Genomic DNA, 20,026 nt, shown 5'->3' on the forward strand with positions numbered 1-20,026 from the left:
CTTAGCCAGCAAATTGCTGTATGAAGCGGCTGCCAAAATAGGCAAGGGTGAGAATGCCCGCACCCGCGACGTTGAACCAGACCACGCGACGACCGCGCCAGCCTTCATGATAATGGCCCCATAACAGGACAATATAGACAAACCACGCGATGATGGAGAGCACCGCTTTATCGATATTCTCCACGCTGAACAGGTTCTTCATGTAAAACAGGCCCGTGCAGAGCGTCAGCGTCAACAGCACCACGCCCACCTGGGTGATGTGGAACATCTTACGCTCAATGACCATCAGCGGCGGCATCTCATGGTTAAACGCCAGCTTTTTGTTTTTCAGCTGGTAGTCAATCCAGGCGAGCTGCATGGCATAAAGCGCGGCGATGATCAGCGTCGCGTAGGCAAAGAGCGACAGGCCGATATGCACCAGCATCCCCGGCGTCGCCTCCAGATGCGTAATAAATTCATTAGGCATAAAGGTGGCGAGGGCCAGATTGATCAGCGCGAAGGTATAGACAATCGGCAGCAGCAGCCAGCCGCGATTTTTAGACGCGACGATGGTCATTACCGTACAGATCATCAGGCTGACCAGCGAGCCGACGTTGAGGACGCTCAGGTTTTGCACGCTGCCGTCGCCGGGAATGATGCGTGATTCCAGCGCAAACGCGTGGCTGATCAGTGCGATCACCGCGGAAAGAATAGCCATGCGCCGCCAGCCGCTGTTTTTTTGCAGCAGTCCGGGAACGATCAGCGCGAGGCTGACAGAGTAGGCAACAAGGGCGATCAGTGCGAAAACAGGCATATAGGCATCGACAGTTGTCTTAATAAGAAAGAGAAGCAGTATAACGTTACGTGACGCCTGCTCCAACCGTTGCATAACAACAAAGGCGCCTTCATGTTATACTCCGGCAAAATTCTGTGTATGTGTCGCCCATGGCGGCCCAACGTTTCTACTCAGGCGAGAGACAATGTTTGATAATTTAACCGATCGTTTGTCGCGCACGCTGCGCAACATCAGCGGCCGCGGACGCCTTACTGAAGAGAACATCAAGGAAACGCTGCGCGAAGTGCGCATGGCGCTGCTGGAAGCAGACGTCGCGTTGCCGGTTGTTCGTGATTTTATCAACCGCGTTAAAGAGAAGGCGGTTGGTCATGAAGTTAACAAGAGCCTGACCCCGGGTCAGGAGTTCGTCAAAATCGTTCGTAATGAACTGGTTTCGGCGATGGGCGAAGAGAACCAGGTGCTTAACCTGGCGGCTCAGCCGCCGGCCGTGGTGCTGATGGCGGGCCTGCAGGGTGCAGGTAAAACGACCAGCGTCGGTAAGCTGGGTAAATTCCTGCGTGAAAAGCACAAGAAGAAAGTGCTGGTAGTTTCTGCGGACGTCTATCGCCCGGCGGCGATCAAACAGCTGGAAACCCTGGCCGAGCAGGTCGGCGTAGATTTCTTCCCGTCCGACGTGGCGCAGAAGCCTGTCGACATCGTTAACGCGGCGCTGAAAGAAGCGAAGCTGAAATTCTACGATGTGCTGCTGGTGGATACCGCCGGTCGTCTGCACGTTGACGAAGCGATGATGGACGAGATCAAGCAGGTACATGCCTCTATCAACCCGGTAGAGACCCTGTTCGTTGTCGACGCCATGACCGGTCAGGATGCGGCGAATACCGCGAAAGCGTTTAACGAAGCGCTGCCGCTAACCGGCGTGGTGCTGACTAAAGTGGACGGTGACGCCCGCGGCGGTGCGGCGCTCTCGATTCGTCACATCACCGGTAAGCCGATTAAATTCCTCGGCGTGGGCGAGAAAACTGAAGCGCTCGAGCCGTTCCACCCGGATCGTATTGCCTCCCGTATCCTCGGCATGGGCGACGTGCTGTCGCTGATCGAAGATATCGAGAGCAAAGTTGACCGCGCGCAGGCCGAGAAGCTTGCCAGCAAGCTGAAAAAAGGTGACGGTTTCGATCTTACCGACTTCCTTGAGCAGCTGCGTCAGATGAAAAACATGGGCGGCATGGCCAGCCTGATGGGCAAACTGCCGGGCATGGGCCAGATCCCTGACAACGTGAAAGCGCAGATGGATGACAAGGTGCTGGTGCGTATGGAGGCGATCATCAACTCGATGACGCTGAAAGAGCGCGCTAACCCGGATATCATCAAAGGTTCCCGTAAACGCCGTATCGCAGCCGGTTGCGGCATGCAGGTGCAGGACGTTAACCGTCTTCTTAAACAGTTCGACGACATGCAGCGCATGATGAAGAAAATGAAGAAAGGCGGCATGGCGAAGATGATGCGCGGCATGAAAGGCATGATGCCACCCGGTTTTCCAGGGCGTTAATCGCTTTTGAGATTGCTTTTTGCCCGAAAATGAGTAAAATTTTCGGGCTTTTAATATGACACCCGGGCTCCGTTCCTCGATGGGGCCCGGTTGTTTTATTCACACAAGAGGATGTTATGGTAACTATTCGTTTAGCTCGTCACGGCGCTAAAAAGCGTCCGTTCTACCAGGTTGTTGTGACTGACAGCCGTAATGCACGCAACGGTCGCTTCATCGAGCGCGTTGGTTTCTTCAACCCACTGGCCGCTGGCGCAGAAGAAGAAACTCGTCTGGATCTGGATCGTATCGCTCACTGGGTTGGCCAGGGCGCTACTGTTTCCGATCGCGTTGCTACGCTGATCAAAGCAGCAAACAAAGCAGCTTAATCTGTCACGGTGGTCATGATGAGCAATAAAGCACCTGTTGAACCGATCGTATTGGGAAAAATGGGTTCTTGCTACGGTATCCGTGGTTGGCTCAGAGTGTTTTCCTCCACTGAAGACGCTGATAGCATTTTTGATTACCAGCCCTGGTTTATCCAGAAAGGCGGTAAGTGGGAAGAGGTCGAGCTGGAAAGCTGGCGTCACCACAATCAGGACATCATCATCAAGCTGAAAGGCGTTGACGATCGTGATGCTGCGAATGCGCTGACTAATTGTGAAATTGTCGTGGATTCGTCGCAGTTGCCACAGCTGGAAGAGGGCGACTACTACTGGAAAGACCTTATGGGTTGCCAGGTAGTCACTACCGAAGGCTACAGCCTGGGGAAAGTCATCGATATGATGGAAACCGGGTCAAATGACGTTCTCGTCATTAAGGCAAACCTGAAAGATGCATTTGGCATCAAGGAGCGGTTGGTTCCGTTCCTCGATGGACAGGTTATCAAGAAAGTCGATCTCACTACTCAAACCATTGAAGTAGATTGGGATCCTGGTTTTTAAATTCTCCGGATAAACGGTAAAAGACGGCGCTATGTGGATTGGCATAATTAGCCTGTTTCCTGAAATGTTCCGCGCGATTACCGATTACGGGGTAACTGGCCGGGCAGTAAAGAATGGCCTGCTGAGCATCCAGAGCTGGAGTCCTCGTGACTTTACTCATGACCGGCACCGTACCGTGGACGATCGTCCTTACGGCGGCGGACCGGGGATGCTAATGATGGTGCAACCCTTACGGGACGCCATTCACACAGCAAAAGCCGCGGCAGGTGAAGGCGCAAAGGTGATTTATCTGTCACCTCAGGGACGCAAGCTTGATCAAGCGGGCGTGAGCGAACTGGCGACGAATCAAAAGCTGATTCTGGTCTGTGGGCGCTACGAAGGAATAGATGAGCGCGTAATTCAAACCGAGATTGACGAAGAATGGTCTATCGGCGATTACGTTCTCAGCGGTGGTGAGTTACCCGCAATGACGCTGATTGACTCCGTCGCCCGGTTCATTCCGGGGGTTCTGGGCCATGAAGCTTCGGCAACGGAAGATTCCTTTGCCGATGGGTTGCTGGACTGTCCACACTATACTCGTCCTGAAGTGTTAGAAGGGATGGAAGTACCGGCGGTGTTACTGTCTGGAAACCATGCCGAGATACGTCGCTGGCGTTTGAAGCAGTCGCTGGGCCGAACCTGGCTTAGAAGACCTGAACTTCTGGAAAACCTGGCTCTGACTGAAGAGCAAGCAAAGTTGCTGGCCGAGTTCAAAACTGAACACGCGCACCAGCAGCATGAACATGATGGGAATGCGTAATACGCTCCCGAATATCAGTTTACCCAGGATAAGAGATTAAATTATGAGCAACATTATTAAGCAACTTGAACAAGAGCAGATGAAGCAGGACGTACCTTCCTTCCGTCCAGGTGACACCGTGGAAGTGAAAGTATGGGTTGTTGAAGGTTCCAAAAAACGTCTGCAGGCATTCGAGGGCGTGGTTATCGCTATTCGTAACCGCGGTCTGCACTCTGCATTCACTGTTCGTAAAATTTCCAACGGCGAAGGCGTTGAGCGTGTCTTCCAGACTCACTCTCCGGTAGTTGACAGCATTGCTGTTAAACGTCGTGGTGCTGTACGTAAAGCTAAACTGTACTACCTGCGTGAGCGTACTGGTAAGTCTGCTCGTATTAAAGAGCGTCTGAACTAAGATTCGCTTAAGCGACATCCTGTTAGAAAGGGCTGGCCGAAAGGCTGGCCCTTTTTTTATCCCTGCGCACCTCTCGCGTTAACCCTTTTGTCATAAATCATTTACAATGCTTGCCTCTTGAAAGGAGGAGAAGTGGATAACGTACTGCATCAGCCTAACCGGAAACGCGCAGCGGCATTGACCGCGCTGTTTGCGATCCTGCTGATCGTGGTGGCGCCGCTTATCTCCGTCTCCTTGCAGAAAGATCCCATGAGCGCGATGCCGGGCATGCATCATGACATGAGCATGATGTCGATGGACGAGCATCAGGGCGATATGCCGCATACGATGCCTGTCGACCATGCGGAAGCGTGCGGCTACTGCGTGCTGTTAGCGCATGTCCCTGGCGTGATGCTGGCGCTGATCGTCCTGCTCAGCGCGGTATTACAGAGGCTTCGCATTAAGCCGCCGCGCCAGGCGGTCAGCCACTGGCACTTTTTCCCCTGGCTTTACCCTGATACCCGCGCGCCGCCGCGGCAGTCTGCTTTTTCCCTTTAAAACTAAATCGATAACTTTTTGCCTTAAAAAGGAAAAGCATGACTACCTGCACTCCGCGCGCGGCATGGGGAAACCTGCTGCGTCGCCTCCATTTCTACGTCGGGCTTTTTGTTGGTCCGTTTATCTTCTTTGCCGCGCTGACCGGTACGCTGTATGTGGCGACCCCGCAGCTGGAGAATGCGCTCTACCGGCACGCGCTCCACACGGATTCCGTGGGCGTGCCGCAGCCGCTGGCGGAACAAATTGCCGTGGCGGAAAAAAACGTTGGATCAGATGTGCATTTGCACGCCGTGCGTCCCGGGCTGGCTGAAGGCGAAACCACCCGCGTGATGTTTGCTGACCCGACGCTTGGGCCATCGGAGAACCGGGCTATTTTTATTGATCCGGTAAGCCTGGCGGTGCTGGGAGATATGACGGTATACGGCACCAGCGGGATTTTACCGCTGCGTCAGACCATTGATTATCTGCATACCTCTTTGATGCTGGGCGACGTGGGGCGGCTCTACAGCGAGCTTGCCGCCTCCTGGATGTGGGTTGCCGCGCTGGGCGGTGCTGCCCTGTGGTTTTATACCCGACCCAAACGGCGGATCAATAATCGCTTCCAGAATCGTCGTCGGATGCACGTGACGCTGGGCTGGAGTCTGCTGGGCGGAATGCTGTTGTTCTCAGCAACCGGCCTGACCTGGTCTCAATGGGCAGGCGGGAACGTTGATAAGGTGCGGGCAGAGATGAACTGGCTTACCCCGCAGGTGAACACGACGCTTTCCGGTCAACAGAAGATCGTGGATGAGCACGCCGAACACCGGGGCCATCACGGCGGCATGATGATGCCGGAAATGGCGATGGATCTGACGCAGTTTGACGGAGTATTAAGCGCGGCGCGTAACGCAGGAATTGATGCCAACAGGCTGGAGATCCGCCCGGCAAAAACGGCGGATAGCGCCTGGACCGTGACGGAAATCGATCGCAGCTGGCCGACTCAGGTGGACGCCGTTGCGGTTGATCCTTCAACGATGCAGATCCTGGACAGAACCCGATTCGAGGATTTCCCGTTAATGGCAAAACTGACCCGCTGGGGCGTGGATTTCCATATGGGGATCTTATTCGGGCTGGTGAATCAGCTGCTGCTGGTGGCGTTCGGCCTCGCCCTGTGCGTGCTCATCATTTGGGGTTACCGGATGTGGTGGATGCGTCGTCCGGCACGGTCGGCCGTGGATCCGGTGCAGACGCTTTGCCAGAGCTGGCTGGCGCTGTCAGGGTGGGGAAGAGGGATTACGGTGATAATCAGCATACTGCTGGGGCTGGCCTTGCCGGTCATGGGCGTGAGTCTGGCGCTGTTTGTTCTGGTGGACTGGCTGCGCTGGCGAGCGGCAACCAGGGTGACGCTCGCCGAATCATCCGCTAAATAACCCTATGGCGTGCTGATCACCACTGCGACGCGGCGGTTTTCAGCGCGCCCTTGCGGGGTACTGTTGCTCGCAACCGGATATTTTTGACCTAACCCCCGCGTGGTGAGATTGCTGCGCGGGATATTTGCCCCCTTCGCCCAGGCATCGGCCACGGCATTGGCGCGTTTTAACGACAGCGCTTCGTTGTAGCTTTCTTCACCGTAGTTATCCGTGTGACCGTCCATTCGCGCGTGGTTCAGGCCGGTTTCCGCCAGGCGAGAGGCCATGGACTGGATCTGCGTTTCACTTTCCGGGCGCAGTCTGGCGTCATTTTTATCAAACAGGATGGTGTCCGACATGCCAAGCGACCAGTCACCGTTCAGTTCGTTAAAACCGTAAGACTTCATCGCCGAAATTTGCTCAGGAGTGAATTTGCCTTCCGGGGGCGACTGACAGCCTGCCAGAACCAGTGAGGCCAGAACTATCGGCGCGAAGTAACGTTTTAACATAGTGTATCCTTTCTAACTTGTTGTTTTCGTACGCTGGTTTTTCACCTGATACATGTTGCGGTCAGCCCTCTCCAGTAATGCTTCCACGGAAGCATTTTCCCACGCCAGAGCAAAGCCAATGCTGAGTGACATCGATGCTTTTTGTCCGTTATGAAGATCAAACGGACGGATAAACTGCTGCGATAGCGCAGCACAAATGTGTTGAACCTCGAGCTCAGAGTGTACGCCGTACAGCACCATAGCGAATTCGTCACCGCCAAGGCGGTATGCATGGTGACGTTTGTCGCCAAACTCCATCATCCTGCTGGCGACTTCTATCAGCACGCAGTCACCTGCCGCGTGTCCCCAGGTGTCGTTAATAAACTTGAAATTATCACCGTCGAGGAAGAGCAGGGCCGAGTTTGTTTTGGCAGAAGGGTCGTTCATTAAGGCCGCAATGCTGTTACGAAACGCCGCGCGGTTGGCAAGACCGGTGAGCGGGTCGTGCATGGCGGTACGCAGCAGCTGGGCATTTTTCGCCTGAAGCTTCAGTTGCCACTCCTCCATCTCATCCAGAAGGCTGTTGAAGTCCTCACCAAACTGGTGAAACTCTTCAATACGGCCGTCTTTCACCCGGCGGGAGAAGTTGCGGTTAGTGCGAACGTCATGCACCACGTCGGTGATGTTTTGCAGGGCTGTGACCATCCCATGGTGCAAAGACTGGGTAATGGTGAGCGCGACGACGGTTGCAAAGAGAATACAGCCGGTCAGAACGGCAAACGACATCCAGATGAAATGGCCGATCAGACTGTCACGCGCGGTCAGGCGAATTTCGCCGATCGTTGCGCCGTTATGCATGATGGGCTGCGCAACCGGTACGGGGAAAAGCCAGCGGCTGACCAGTGCGCCCAGCGTGTCGTTGTTGTCCTCCGGGTTCCAGGACCAGTAGGCAAACCGCTTTTTATGCGCGTTAATAACCTCGGCCACGGCAAACTGCCCCTGTTTGCCCAGCGCAGCCAGCGTTTCGTTGGCCGCCAGCGAGTCGTTGAACACCAGCGAGGCTTCCAGGCTGTGGCTCATTGTTGCGCCGGTTAATTCGAGATTCTTTTGCGCGTATTGTTTTAACGTCACGACGGAAGCAAAACAGAGCAGCAGCCATATTAACGTCATCGTGATGATGACGCTTATCATGCTGTTTCGCCTCAACGTTCTTTTAAACGTCGGACGTGGCGTTGAAGTGAAATCTTTATCCATGCTGCTTATTCCGTGCAAGCATTAATACATCCGGATTGACTCTTACGCCACTGCGTGTCAATGCATCCAGATTGACGGCGAACCGTACCTGGCCGCGATCGATTATCAGGCAAAAGGCACTGCCAATTACACATTCCGGATTTTGCTCTGAGATTAATAGCAACGCTCTGCCCTGATATTGACTTATTAATTCAAGTTGTTTTGCCGGTGATTCAGACCCGAAATAGATCGCATCGCACGTCGCGGCCAGGGCTTCCTGATCGTTACGTACAATAACGGGAGTATAAGGTAACTCGCTATGCCCCTCATCGCCGCTGAGGGCGTGCGTATAGTGCGAAGTGGCGTAGACGCAGAGTTTAGGCTGACCGGAAAGTGACGGCCATCGCGTATAGCTCACGATGCCTGAGACAATCGAGCGTACCGATTTATCCGTTTCCGTAAGCGTGCCTGCCGCCGCAGGGCCCACCATAAGGAACAGCATTATCACCAGAGTGAGTCGGAAAAAAGAGATCAAGAATAAATTTCTCACCAGAATCCGCCACATCGCTCTGGAAATAGATGTCCTTAAGAGTTGCGGGCAGAATACCATTGTTTATCAGGGCCGTCATTATGTCAGAAATAGCATGAGGCCGACCTAAGCTAAATCCTACTGTTGTTTATTTTCCGGTGGATAAAAATAGATTAATTCAGTCTGCTGGAGCGCATACTTTCATCCATCCCTTGCTGCCATGACGAACGCAGTTTTGCCGCGTTTTCGGCTGTATCGCAACTGGCAGGGAAAGATTTGCCTGCTAATCCCCAGGCGTGAATAAACCCTTCTTCGCAGACTTTCTTCTGACCATCAGCATAGCCGCGAAGATATTCACTGCGATCAACGTGTGTGTCGTTAAAGCTATCGGCCAGGGTCTGGTTATCTTTAACCGGCAGGCCATTCATGGCGTCTTCTTTACCTGCATCAAACCAGGATGGGCTGGTCCAGTCTGGCTGGAAGGTGTAAGGATTGATCTGACAGCCCGTTAAAAACAGCGACAACAGCGCGAGAGCAATTGAACGCATAGCCATTCTCCTTTTTTCTTCAGCATAGCCTGGCTAAAGAAAATCTGTCTGTAATTTAAAGTTTACGTTTTTATCGGCTGATTTTTGCAATAAATTGGCTTGTGTAAACTAATGTGTACGTATTTTGGATTGAAATGTTTACTTTTTATGGTATCGTGGTTTCACCTCATTGAGGAATACAACTATCGCAAACGAGCTTTACAGGATCGCCATCATGCAAAAAGACGCGCTGAACAACGTACATATCACTGACGAACAGGTGTTAATCACTCCGGATCAACTGAAAGCGGAATTTCCGCTGAGCGTCGCGCAGGAGGCTCAGATCGAGCACTCTCGCCAGACCATTTCTGACATTATCGCCGGCCGCGATCCGCGCCTGCTGGTGGTATGCGGTCCTTGCTCCATTCACGATCCTGAAACCGCCATTGAATATGCTCGTCGATTTAAAGCGTTAGCGGAGGAGGTCAGCGATAGCCTCTATCTGGTGATGCGCGTCTATTTTGAGAAGCCACGTACGACCGTCGGCTGGAAAGGGTTGATTAACGATCCGCACATGGATGGCTCGTTTGATGTGGAAGCAGGCCTGAAGATTGCGCGTCGCCTGCTGGTGGAGCTGGTCAGCATGGGGCTGCCGCTGGCAACCGAAGCGCTGGACCCGAACAGCCCGCAGTACCTGGGCGATCTGTTCAGCTGGTCGGCGATTGGCGCGCGTACCACGGAATCGCAAACCCACCGCGAGATGGCGTCTGGCCTGTCAATGCCGGTTGGCTTTAAAAACGGTACCGATGGCAGCCTGGCGACGGCGATCAACGCCATGCGCGCTGCTGCGATGCCGCACCGTTTCGTCGGTATCAACCAGGCGGGTCAGGTCTGCCTCCTGCAAACGCAGGGTAACCCGGACGGCCATGTGATCCTGCGCGGCGGGAAAGCACCTAACTACAGCCCGGCGGACGTGGCGCAGTGTGAAAAAGAGATGGAGCAGGCGGGACTGCGCCCGGCACTGATGGTAGATTGCAGTCATGGTAATTCAAATAAAGATTACCGTCGCCAGCCTGCGGTTGCGGAATCCGTGGTCGCACAGATCAAAGATGGCAACCGTTCGATTATCGGTCTGATGATTGAGAGCAATATTCATGAAGGCAATCAATCATCTGAACAACCGCGCAGTGCAATGAAGCACGGCGTCTCCGTGACGGATGCTTGCATCAGCTGGGAAACCACCGATGCGCTGCTGCGTGAGATCCACAAAGATTTGAAAGGCCAGCTGGCGACGCGTCTGGCTTAAGAGGTTAGTTATGGTTGCTGAATTGACCGCACTGCGCGATCAAATTGATGAAGTGGATAAGGCGCTGCTGGACCTGCTGGCGCGCCGCATGGCGCTGGTTGCCGAAGTCGGTGAGGTGAAAAGCAAATACGGCCTGCCGATTTACGTCCCGGAGCGCGAAGCCTCAATGCTGGCCTCTCGTCGCAAAGAGGCCCAGGCGCTGGGCGTTTCGCCGGATTTAATTGAAGATGTTCTGCGTCGCGTGATGCGGGAATCCTATTCCAGCGAAAACGACAAGGGCTTCAAAACCCTCTGTCCGTCCCTGCGGCCGGTGGTGATTGTCGGCGGGGCAGGACAGATGGGGCGTCTGTTTGAAAAAATGCTGACGCTTTCTGGCTATCAGGTGCGCATTCTGGAAAAAGAGGACTGGGCGCATGCTCCGGAACTCATGAAAGATGCCGGGATGGTTATCGTCAGCGTGCCGATCCACGTGACGGAGCAGATCATCGGAAAGCTTCCTGCTTTACCGAAAGATTGTATCCTGGTGGATCTGGCCTCCGTCAAAAATGGTCCGCTACAGGCGATGCTGGCTGCGCATACGGGCCCGGTACTGGGTCTGCACCCGATGTTTGGCCCGGACAGCGGCAGCCTGGCTAAGCAGGTGGTGGTTTACTGCGACGGTCGTCAGCCGGAAGCCTATCAGTGGTTCCTGGAACAGATTCAGGTATGGGGCGCGCGATTGCACCGCATCAGCGCGGTCGAGCACGATCAGAACATGGCGTTCATTCAGGCGCTGCGCCACTTTGCGACGTTTGCCTACGGTCTGCATCTGGCGGAAGAGAACGTGCAGCTTGAACAGCTTCTGGCGCTCTCTTCGCCTATCTATCGTCTGGAGCTGGCGATGGTCGGGCGCCTGTTTGCTCAGGATCCGCAGCTTTACGCGGACATTATTATGTCCTCCGAGAACAATCTGGCGCTCATCAAGCGCTACTATCAGCGCTTTGGTGAAGCCATTACGCTGCTGGAGCACGGAGACAAGCAGGCGTTTATCGACAGCTTCCGCAAGGTCGAGCACTGGTTTGGCGATTACGCTCAGCGTTTCCAGAGTGAGAGCCGGACGCTGTTGCGCCAGGCAAATGACAGTCGCCAGTAATGCGATGATGTATATACTGAAAGCCAGCAATGCTGGCTTTTTTTATTTTGGGGAACTGTCATGGCCGAACCGCAGCTGCTGTTGAATTACACCGGGCATCTGCCTGAATGCCCGACGTGGAGCGCAGAAGAGCACGCGCTCTACTGGGCCGATATTCTGGAAGGGGAGATCCACCGCTACCATCTGCCGACGGCAGAACACACCGTACTCTCTTTCCATGAGGAGGTGGGCTGTTTCGCGCTGCGCGAGCAGGGTGGTTTTATCGTTGCGATGCGAACGGGTATCTGGCTGACCGATAAACACGGCCTGCTGCGCCGCAAGGTGTGCGATAACCCCTCTAACCCACAGCTCGCACGCTTTAACGACGGCGGCACCGATTCTCTGGGGCGATTCTACGCGGGCACGTTTTGGGGGCCGGGAGATTACAACGGTGCCCTGCTGATGCGCATCGACAACGACCTGACGCCGAAAGTGATCCAGTGCGATATTCACGGGCACAACGGCTTAGCGTTTAGCCCTGATAATCAATGGATGTTTACTTCAGATACGCCAAACGGCGTTATTTACCGAACGCAGCTTGATGAGAAGGGCGAACCCGGCAGGCGCGAGGTGTTTCGTCAGTTTAAAGAGGGCGAAGGGATACCGGACGGCGCTGCCGTGGATGTGGAAGGCTGCTACTGGAGCGCGCTGTTTGACGGCTGGCGTATTGCGCGTTTTTCTCCGCAAGGGGAGCAGCTGGAAGAATACCGCATGCCGGTGCGTTGCCCGACGATGGTCTGCTTTGGCGGCGATGACATGAAAACACTGTTTATTACCACCACGCGGGAAAATATGGACGCGGACGAGCTGGCGAAGTATCCGCTCTCCGGCGCCATATTCACCCTGCCGGTGAACGTGGCAGGGATGAAGAAAAGCCGGTTCATCGAACGTTAAGCCGGGTCAACCGGGACCACGTTTTCGCTCGGATAGCAGCCCAGCACCTTCATGGAACGCGTGATCTCGCCCAGTTCGCGCAGGGCCTTCTGCATGGAAGCAGATTCCAGGTTGGCCTGGATATCGAGGTAGAACATCTCTTCCCACGGGTTACCGTGGATTGGGCGTGATTCCAGCCTGGTCATGATCAGGTTGTGATTACGCAGCACCAGCAGGGCTTCAACCAGCGCCCCGGCCTGTTGGCCGGTCGCCATCAGCAGCGTGGTTTTGGCCGGCACCTGGTCTGACACATTGATCGCCTTGCGGGCCAGCACCACGAAGCGGGTGATATTTTGCGTCTGGTTCGCCAGGTTGCGTTCCAGCACCTGCAGGCCATACAGCGCCCCGCCTGCTTCGCTGCCGAGCGCGGCGACGGTTGGGGTGTTAGCCTGCGCCACTTTTTCCATCGCCGCCGAGGTGCTTTCGGTGTACTCAATTTTCCAGTTCGGATAGCGGTTCAGGAACTGGCTGCACTGCTGGAACGGCTGTGGATGACTGTAAACCGTTTCGATCTTGCTCAGGTCCGTTGAGCCGGAGACCAGCACGCAGTGATCGATAGGGATCGTCAGCTCGCCTACCAGCGACAGGCTGGTGTGCTGCAGCAAATCGTAGACGTCGTTGATGGCGCCGGAGCTGGTGTTTTCAATCGGTACGACGGCGTAATCCGCCTGGCCGGTCTCAACCTGGTTAAAAATGTCGGCAAACTTCGCGCAGCCGCTCTCAATAAATTCTTCGAAATGGCGTGCGGCATACTGACGTGCGGCCAGGTGAGAATAAGATCCCTTCGGACCGAGGAAGGCAATACGCGCAGAGTGTGGATTGGTTTTGTTCAGATGCTGCTGGAGCAGCGCTTGCTGAGTGAGAACGGAGTCTTCGATGATGAGCTGGAACAACCGGGTAATGTAGTGGGCATCGAGGTGATGCACTTTGCCGAGCTGAATGAGACGTTCCAGCAGATCGCGCTCGCGGTCGATATCTCGTACCGGGCGATGGGAGTCCAGCTTGGCTTTGCCCACTTCAACGGCAAGCGCGCGGCGTTCGGCCAGCAGCGCCAGCAGTTTCTCATCCAGCGCGCTGATTTTTACTCGCAGATCCAGTAACGGGTTTTCCGGTGTCATAGTGTTGCCTGTCTCATTTTATCGTTATCAATAAAAAAGGCCCCCCGGTGTGGGAGGCCTTGTTGTTCGTCTTCGCATTCTTTATCACACGACGAAACGCCTCCCGTTCAGGGGAAGGTAAAAAAGAATGCGAAGAAGAACGGCGTAAGTTTCATAAAGTCATCCTGTGATTGATACCGTTAAAGTACCCGTACTGTTTTCACCCTGTCAATAAAAAACAAAAAACGCGCCCGAAGGCGCGTTGGCGGTACACTCAATTTAAAGGATTACTCTTCTTCAACTTCTTCCGCGAAGCTGGCGTCTTTCACCGATGTTGCGGCGCGACGGGCTTCACCTTTGTGTTGCACTTTATTGAGCTGCCGTTCCAGCTTGTTGATCAAATCGTTAATTGCTGTGTACATATCCTCATGTTTTGCGCTGGCGACCAGATGGCCGTTTGGAGTATTGATAGTTGCGTCAGCGATGAAACCCTGCGGCTCCTTGGACAGGATGATATGTGGATTAATCAAATGAGTTTGCCATTTATCCAGTTTGGCGAGACGGTCTGCGACGTGCTGGCGGATTGCCGGAGTAATTTCCATTTGTTTACTGGTAATGTTCATTGTCATAAATTTTACCTCTTGTCTTTCCGTCTTGGTGATTCCAGCATACCCGACCTAATGTCAAAATGTGTGATTTAGATCACGTTATTTTGTCGGTTTTTGTCAGGGAATCTTTTTTGTGAGGCAGGGCAGGAAGAGGTGAGATTTACCTTGTCGAAGGTAAAAATTGGGGCCATAGTTGACTGGATGTGTTGAGGCTTAAGCGCTTCAGCGACGCGCTAAAATGAATAAAAAAACGGCAGCCTTCGGGCTGCCGTTTTGCATTGAGGCAATATCAGGTGTTGCTGCTGTTCGCGGCGATGATTTTCGCCACTTTTTCAGCCTGAGCGGTCATCTGCATCTGACGGTAAGCATTTTCCATCAGCTTCAGGCCGTCGCGCGTTGCCTGAGTATCCGGATAATCACGCAGCATACCTTCTACGCGGTTAACCACGGCAACCCATGCGCCACGACGGGTATAGTATTCCGCTACGGAGTATTCATATTTCGCCAGACGATCTTTCAGGAACACCAGACGTTTGGTCGCGTCGGTCACGTACTGACTGTTCGGATAGCCGCGCACCAGCTTGGAGAAGTCATTGAAGGCATCACGCGCATGCTGCGGGTCACGGTCAGAACGATCCACGCCGAAGAAGCCCTGAAGCGCACTGTCGTCCAGCGCCATGTTGGTGAGGCCGCGCATGTACATCACATAGTCGATGTTAGGATGAGTCGGGTTCAGACGCATGAAACGATCGATGGTTGCCTGAGCCAGCGGCAGGTCGGCATTTTTATAGTATGCGTAGATGAGATCTAACTGTACCTGCTGCGAATATGGACCAAATGGATAGCGATTATCCAACGCTTCCAGTTGCGTTATCGCCTGTTTCCAGTTACCGTCCTGCAACTTTTGTTGTGCAGTCGCATAGATTTCATTCGGCGGATTGTCAGGGACCTGTTCATTTGAACCGGAGCAGCCCACCAAAGCCAGGCTCAACGTGGCCGCTGCCACCAGATATTTCATGCGCGTCATGACGTTTTGACTTTCCTCAAATGTTTGTCCGGGAGAAACTCTGTTCCTGCTCCCGATTAAGACCAGCTACAATAGCACACTATATTAAACGGCAAAGCCGTAAAACCCAACGTTAAACGAAGAAGCAGTTTATGGCACAACGAGTAGAACTCACCGCAACAGTCTCCGAAAATCAGCTCGGTCAACGCTTAGATCAGGCTTTGGCCGAATTGTTCCCTGATTATTCGCGTTCACGCATAAAAGAATGGATCCTTGACCAGCGCGTGCTGGTAAACGGCAAGATCTGGGACAAACCAAAAGAGAAAGTGTTAGGTGGGGAAGCTGTCGCCATCAATGCTGAAATCGAAGAGGAAATCCGCTTCGAGCCGCAGGATATCCCACTGGACATCGTCTATGAAGATGATGACATTCTGGTGATCAACAAGCCGCGCGACCTGGTTGTTCATCCGGGCGCGGGGAACCCTGACGGTACGGTACTTAACGCACTTCTCCATTATTATCCGCCGATCGCGGATGTCCCGCGCGCGGGCATCGTGCACCGTCTGGATAAAGACACCACCGGTTTGATGGTGGTGGCGAAGACCGTTCCAGCTCAGACCCGTCTGGTGGAATCGCTGCAGCTGCGCGAAATCACCCGCGAGTATGAAGCGGTAGCCATTGGGCATATGACCTCTGGCGGAACGGTGGAAGAGCCAATCAGCCGTCACCCAACCAAACGTACCCATATGTCGGTGCATCCGATGGGTAAACCGGCGGTGACGCACTATCGCATTATGGAGCACTTCCGTATTCATACGCGCCTGCGTCTGCGTCTGGAAACCGGACGTACTCACCAGATCCGCGTGCATATGGCCCACATTACCCATCCGCTGGTCGGGGATCAGGTATACGGTGGTCGTCCGCGTCCACCTAAAGGCGCATCGGATGAGTTCATCAGCGTATTGCGTAAATTCGATCGTCAGGCGCTGCATGCAACTATGTTGCGTCTTTACCACCCTATCACCGGTATTCAGATGGAATGGCATGCGCCTATCCCGCAGGATATGGTGGACCTTATTGACGCCATGCGTGCTGATTTCGAAGAACATAAGGATCAAGTGGACTGGTTATGACCAAACTGATTGTCCCGGAGTGGCCATTGCCTGCAGGCGTGGCCGCCTGCAGTTCAACCCGTATTGGCGGTGTTAGCCAGGGCGCGTGGGAGTCTTTGAACCTCGGTGCGCACTGTGGCGACAACCTGGAACATGTTGAAGAGAACCGCCGACGTCTGTTTGCTGCGGGGAACTTGCCGTCGAAACCGGTCTGGCTGGAACAGGTTCATGGTAACGCGGTGCTGAAGTTGACGGGAGAACCCTATGCTTCTAAACGTGCTGATGCCTCTTACAGTAATACTCCGGGAACCGTTTGTGCCGTGATGACCGCCGATTGTCTGCCGGTTCTGTTCTGTAACCGTGCAGGTACCGAGGTGGCTGCAGCACACGCGGGCTGGCGTGGTCTGTGTGAAGGCGTGCTCGAAGAAACTGTCGCCTGCTTTAGCGATGAGCCAGCCAATATTATGGCCTGGCTTGGCCCGGCCATTGGTCCTCGCGCTTTCGAAGTGGGGCCAGAGGTTCGCGAAGCCTTTATGGAAAAAGATCCGCAAGCGGTTGAAGCCTTCCTGCCTTCGGGGGATAAATATCTGGCCGATATTTACCAGCTCGCCCGTCAGCGTCTGAATAACGTTGGCGTGATGCAGATCTTCGGCGGCGATCGCTGCACATTCACCGAAAAGGGTGATTTTTTCTCCTATCGTCGCGACAAGACCACGGGGCGTATGGCAAGTTTCATTTGGCTGATATAACCTAAAGAATCAAGACGATCCGGTACGTGCCGTTTTCTTTTCACATAATTCAGGTCATTAACCTTGAATAATTGAGGGATGACCTCATTTAATCTCCAGTAGCAAATTTGACCTGTTATGGGAGGAGTTATGCGTCTGGATCGTCTTACTAATAAATTCCAGCTTGCTCTCGCCGATGCCCAGTCCCTCGCACTGGGGCACGACAACCAATTTATCGAACCTCTTCATTTAATGAGCGCCTTGCTGAATCAGGAAGGGGGATCGGTACGTCCTTTATTAACGTCCGCTGGCATTAATGCTGGCCAGTTACGCACCGCTATCGATCAGGCGCTGAGCCGTTTACCGCAGGTAGAAGGTACCGGCGGCGACGTTCAGCCGTCTCAGGATTTGGTGCGCGTGCTTAACCTTTGCGACAAGCTGGCGCAAAAACGTGGGGACAACTTTATTTCGTCAGAGCTGTTTGTTCTGGCGGCGCTTGAATCACGCGGTACCTTGACCGACCTGCTGAAATCTGCCGGTGCGACCACCGCCAATGTGACTCAGGCGATTGAGAAAATGCGCGGAGGTGAAAGCGTGAACGATCAGGGAGCCGAAGACCAACGTCAGGCTTTGAAGAAATTTACGGTCGATCTGACCGAGCGTGCTGAACAGGGCAAACTTGATCCGGTTATCGGCCGTGACGAAGAAATCCGCCGTACGATTCAGGTACTGCAGCGTCGTACCAAGAACAACCCGGTGCTGATTGGTGAACCGGGTGTCGGTAAAACCGCCATTGTTGAAGGGCTGGCGCAGCGTATCGTTAACGGGGAAGTGCCGGAAGGCCTGAAAGGCCGCCGCGTACTGGCGCTGGATATGGGCGCGCTGGTGGCCGGTGCGAAATACCGCGGTGAGTTTGAGGAGCGTCTGAAAGGCGTGCTTAACGACCTGGCGAAGCAGGAAGGCAACGTCATTCTGTTCATCGACGAACTGCACACCATGGTCGGGGCGGGTAAAGCGGACGGCGCGATGGATGCCGGGAACATGCTGAAACCTGCGCTGGCGCGCGGTGAACTTCACTGCGTCGGTGCCACCACGCTCGACGAGTACCGTCAGTACATTGAGAAAGATGCTGCGCTGGAACGTCGTTTCCAGAAAGTGTTTGTTGCTGAGCCAAGCGTTGAAGATACCATCGCGATCCTGCGTGGTTTGAAGGAGCGCTATGAACTGCACCACCACGTGCAGATCACTGACCCGGCTATCGTTGCGGCAGCGACGCTTTCACACCGTTACATTGCTGACCGCCAGCTGCCGGATAAAGCGATCGACCTTATTGATGAAGCGGCTTCGAGCATTCGTATGCAGATTGACTCGAAACCGGAAGAGCTGGACAGGCTCGACCGACGCATCATTCAGCTCAAGCTGGAACAGCAGGCGCTGAAGAAAGAGTCTGATGAAGCCAGTAAGAAACGCCTGGATATGCTCAATGAAGAACTGGACGATAAAGAGCGCCAGTATTCTGAGCTGGAAGAAGAGTGGAAAGCCGAGAAAGCATCCCTTTCCGGCACTCAGACCATTAAAGCTGAACTCGAACAGGCCAAAATTGCCATTGAGCAGGCTCGCCGTGTCGGCGATCTGGCGCGGATGTCTGAACTGCAGTACGGCAAAATTCCTGAGCTGGAAAAACAGCTTGAGATAGCGACGCAGTCAGAAGGGAAAACGATGCGTCTGTTACGTAATAAGGTGACGGATGCAGAAATCGCAGAAGTGCTTGCTCGCTGGACCGGTATTCCGGTGGCGCGCATGCTGGAAGGCGAGCGTGAAAAACTGCTGCGCATGGAGCAAGATCTACACAATCGGGTGATTGGCCAGAACGAAGCGGTTGAAGCGGTTTCGAACGCTATTCGTCGTAGTCGTGCAGGGCTGTCCGATCCAAACCGTCCGATTGGTTCGTTCCTGTTCCTGGGACCGACGGGGGTCGGTAAAACCGAGCTGTGTAAAGCGCTGGCTAACTTTATGTTCGACAGCGACGATGCGATGGTACGTATCGACATGTCCGAGTTTATGGAGAAACATTCCGTCTCACGTCTGGTCGGCGCGCCTCCGGGATACGTTGGTTATGAAGAAGGGGGGTATCTGACGGAAGCCGTTCGCCGTCGCCCTTATTCCGTCATCCTGCTGGATGAAGTGGAAAAAGCGCACCCTGATGTGTTCAACATCCTGCTTCAGGTGCTGGATGATGGCCGTCTGACCGACGGACAGGGGAGAACGGTCGACTTCCGTAATACGGTTGTCATCATGACCTCGAACCTGGGTTCCGATTTGATTCAGGAACGTTTCGGTGAACTGGACTATAGCCATATGAAGGATCTGGTGCTCGGTGTCGTGAGCCATAACTTCCGTCCTGAGTTCATCAACCGTATTGATGAAGTGGTGGTATTCCATCCTCTGGGTGAGAAACACATTGCGTCGATTGCGCAGATCCAGCTGCAGCGTCTGTACAAACGTCTGGAAGAGCGTGGATATGAAATTCACATCTCCGACGAGGCCCTGAAGCTGCTGAGCGAGAATGGTTACGATCCGGTGTACGGTGCGCGTCCATTGAAACGTGCTATCCAGCAGCAGATCGAAAACCCGCTGGCGCAGCAGATCCTCTCCGGAGAGCTGATCCCTGGCAAAGTTATCCGTCTGGAAGCCAACGACGATCGTATTGTGGCAGTGCAGTAAGTCACAAAACGCAAAAACGAGCTGCTTGCGGCTCGTTTTTGTTTAAAAACCAGGCGAAAATTGAGGTCTGGAGTATGGTTTGCCTGGAAAGTGAGCAGTTAGTAAATAATTTTCACTTTACCCTTGCAGGTTCGGAATAACTCCCTATAATGCGCCTCCACTGACACGGAACAACGGCACACACGCCGCCGGGTCAGCAGAGAAAAGC

General features: G+C 54.1%; 22 protein-coding genes and 1 other annotated feature. Of the genes, 13 read left to right on the top strand and 9 right to left on the bottom strand.

The window, feature by feature from the left end; all coding sequences use genetic code 11:
• Nucleotide 1 precedes the first annotated feature (1 nt).
• Complete coding sequence (locus AC27FC_RS20485) at nucleotides 2-793, bottom strand: cytochrome C assembly family protein (protein ID WP_014884879.1); 792 nt, start codon at nucleotides 791-793, stop codon at nucleotides 2-4.
• A gap of 166 nt (nucleotides 794-959) precedes the next feature.
• On the opposite strand from AC27FC_RS20485, the gene ffh reads away from it, so the two are divergent.
• The 7 genes from ffh (at nucleotide 960) to AC27FC_RS20520 (ending at nucleotide 6,377) form a co-directional block, all read left to right on the top strand.
• Entirely contained in the window at nucleotides 960-2,321 is a 1,362-nt protein-coding gene (ffh, locus tag AC27FC_RS20490) for a signal recognition particle protein (protein ID WP_014884878.1), read from the top strand.
• 116 nt (nucleotides 2,322-2,437) lie between these two features.
• Nucleotides 2,438-2,686 carry a 30S ribosomal protein S16 gene (gene rpsP / locus AC27FC_RS20495; RefSeq protein ID WP_003863133.1) on the top strand — a complete coding sequence of 83 codons (249 nt, stop codon included), beginning with the start codon at nucleotides 2,438-2,440 and terminating at the stop codon, nucleotides 2,684-2,686.
• Between the two features lie 15 nt (nucleotides 2,687-2,701).
• Nucleotides 2,702-3,241, top strand: a complete 540-nt coding sequence (rimM, locus tag AC27FC_RS20500; RefSeq protein WP_029741020.1) for a ribosome maturation factor RimM — start codon at nucleotides 2,702-2,704, stop codon at nucleotides 3,239-3,241.
• A gap of 31 nt (nucleotides 3,242-3,272) precedes the next feature.
• Nucleotides 3,273-4,040, top strand: coding sequence for a tRNA (guanosine(37)-N1)-methyltransferase TrmD (gene trmD, locus AC27FC_RS20505; RefSeq protein WP_014832949.1), 768 nt, complete (start codon nucleotides 3,273-3,275; stop codon nucleotides 4,038-4,040).
• A gap of 43 nt (nucleotides 4,041-4,083) precedes the next feature.
• Nucleotides 4,084-4,431, top strand: coding sequence for a 50S ribosomal protein L19 (gene rplS / locus AC27FC_RS20510; protein ID WP_002914145.1), 348 nt, complete (start codon nucleotides 4,084-4,086; stop codon nucleotides 4,429-4,431).
• Nucleotides 4,432-4,563: 132 nt separating this feature from the next.
• Nucleotides 4,564-4,968 (top strand): DUF2946 domain-containing protein, encoded by a 405-nt coding sequence (locus AC27FC_RS20515; protein WP_094935668.1) that lies wholly within the window; start codon nucleotides 4,564-4,566, stop codon nucleotides 4,966-4,968.
• A 38-nt stretch (nucleotides 4,969-5,006) separates the two neighbouring features.
• The gene (locus tag AC27FC_RS20520) at nucleotides 5,007-6,377 is read left to right on the top strand and encodes a PepSY-associated TM helix domain-containing protein (protein ID WP_196355032.1); all 1,371 of its coding nucleotides are present in this window, start codon (nucleotides 5,007-5,009) and stop codon (nucleotides 6,375-6,377) included.
• A 2-nt stretch (nucleotides 6,378-6,379) separates the two neighbouring features.
• Here the strand turns inward: AC27FC_RS20520 and AC27FC_RS20525 are convergent, their stop codons facing one another.
• The 4 genes from AC27FC_RS20525 to AC27FC_RS20540 form a co-directional block, all read right to left on the bottom strand.
• Nucleotides 6,380-6,865, bottom strand: a complete 486-nt coding sequence (locus AC27FC_RS20525; protein ID WP_029741023.1) for an OmpA family protein — start codon at nucleotides 6,863-6,865, stop codon at nucleotides 6,380-6,382.
• Between the two features lie 12 nt (nucleotides 6,866-6,877).
• A complete protein-coding gene (gene dgcN, locus AC27FC_RS20530; protein ID WP_196355033.1) occupies nucleotides 6,878-8,098 on the bottom strand; it encodes a diguanylate cyclase DgcN/YfiN in 1,221 nt (406 codons plus the stop codon).
• The gene (gene yfiR / locus AC27FC_RS20535; protein ID WP_072196595.1) at nucleotides 8,091-8,579 is read right to left on the bottom strand and encodes a regulatory sequestration protein YfiR; all 489 of its coding nucleotides are present in this window, start codon (nucleotides 8,577-8,579) and stop codon (nucleotides 8,091-8,093) included. The genes dgcN and yfiR overlap by 8 nt, the downstream gene beginning before the upstream one ends.
• A 200-nt stretch (nucleotides 8,580-8,779) precedes the next feature.
• Complete coding sequence (locus tag AC27FC_RS20540; protein WP_167819640.1) at nucleotides 8,780-9,154, bottom strand: DUF2799 domain-containing protein; 375 nt, start codon at nucleotides 9,152-9,154, stop codon at nucleotides 8,780-8,782.
• A gap of 214 nt (nucleotides 9,155-9,368) precedes the next feature.
• On the opposite strand from AC27FC_RS20540, the gene aroF reads away from it, so the two are divergent.
• From aroF to AC27FC_RS20555, 3 genes are read left to right on the top strand one after another with little or no spacing between them, the layout of a single operon-like run.
• Entirely contained in the window at nucleotides 9,369-10,439 is a 1,071-nt protein-coding gene (aroF, locus tag AC27FC_RS20545; protein WP_033146251.1) for a 3-deoxy-7-phosphoheptulonate synthase AroF, read from the top strand.
• Between the two features lie 10 nt (nucleotides 10,440-10,449).
• Nucleotides 10,450-11,571 (top strand): bifunctional chorismate mutase/prephenate dehydrogenase, encoded by a 1,122-nt coding sequence (gene tyrA / locus AC27FC_RS20550; protein ID WP_033146250.1) that lies wholly within the window; start codon nucleotides 10,450-10,452, stop codon nucleotides 11,569-11,571.
• 60 nt (nucleotides 11,572-11,631) lie between these two features.
• A complete protein-coding gene (locus tag AC27FC_RS20555) occupies nucleotides 11,632-12,504 on the top strand; it encodes an SMP-30/gluconolactonase/LRE family protein (protein WP_196355034.1) in 873 nt (290 codons plus the stop codon).
• Here the strand turns inward: AC27FC_RS20555 and pheA are convergent.
• From pheA to bamD, 4 genes are all read right to left on the bottom strand, one after another.
• Nucleotides 12,501-13,661 carry a bifunctional chorismate mutase/prephenate dehydratase gene (gene pheA, locus AC27FC_RS20560; RefSeq protein ID WP_048977008.1) on the bottom strand — a complete coding sequence of 387 codons (1,161 nt, stop codon included), beginning with the start codon at nucleotides 13,659-13,661 and terminating at the stop codon, nucleotides 12,501-12,503. The two genes, AC27FC_RS20555 and pheA, sit on opposite strands and share 4 nt — an antisense overlap.
• A gap of 30 nt (nucleotides 13,662-13,691) precedes the next feature.
• Nucleotides 13,692-13,817 (bottom strand) — a sequence feature (Phe leader region).
• Nucleotides 13,769-13,816, bottom strand: a complete 48-nt coding sequence (gene pheL / locus AC27FC_RS20565) for a pheA operon leader peptide PheL (RefSeq protein WP_100249759.1) — start codon at nucleotides 13,814-13,816, stop codon at nucleotides 13,769-13,771. It overlaps the preceding feature by 48 nt.
• Nucleotides 13,818-13,927: 110 nt before the next feature.
• The gene (gene raiA, locus AC27FC_RS20570; RefSeq protein WP_003863162.1) at nucleotides 13,928-14,269 is read right to left on the bottom strand and encodes a ribosome-associated translation inhibitor RaiA; all 342 of its coding nucleotides are present in this window, start codon (nucleotides 14,267-14,269) and stop codon (nucleotides 13,928-13,930) included.
• Nucleotides 14,270-14,537: 268 nt separating this feature from the next.
• Nucleotides 14,538-15,275, bottom strand: coding sequence for an outer membrane protein assembly factor BamD (gene bamD, locus AC27FC_RS20575; protein ID WP_023308867.1), 738 nt, complete (start codon nucleotides 15,273-15,275; stop codon nucleotides 14,538-14,540).
• A gap of 131 nt (nucleotides 15,276-15,406) precedes the next feature.
• Here bamD and rluD point away from each other — a divergent pair, with 131 nt between their 5' ends.
• The 3 genes from rluD (at nucleotide 15,407) to clpB (ending at nucleotide 19,818) form a co-directional block, all read left to right on the top strand.
• Nucleotides 15,407-16,387: a 23S rRNA pseudouridine(1911/1915/1917) synthase RluD gene (gene rluD / locus AC27FC_RS20580; protein WP_023308866.1), complete on the top strand. Its 981-nt coding sequence runs from the start codon at nucleotides 15,407-15,409 to the stop codon at nucleotides 16,385-16,387.
• Nucleotides 16,384-17,115 carry a purine nucleoside phosphorylase YfiH gene (gene yfiH, locus AC27FC_RS20585; protein WP_039263469.1) on the top strand — a complete coding sequence of 244 codons (732 nt, stop codon included), beginning with the start codon at nucleotides 16,384-16,386 and terminating at the stop codon, nucleotides 17,113-17,115. Before rluD ends, yfiH begins: the two co-directional genes overlap by 4 nt.
• Nucleotides 17,116-17,244: 129 nt before the next feature.
• A complete protein-coding gene (gene clpB, locus AC27FC_RS20590) occupies nucleotides 17,245-19,818 on the top strand; it encodes an ATP-dependent chaperone ClpB (RefSeq protein WP_023308864.1) in 2,574 nt (857 codons plus the stop codon).
• Nucleotides 19,819-20,026: the final 208 nt, after the last annotated feature.

Source organism: Enterobacter sp. C3_dUdeg, assembly GCF_057536195.1.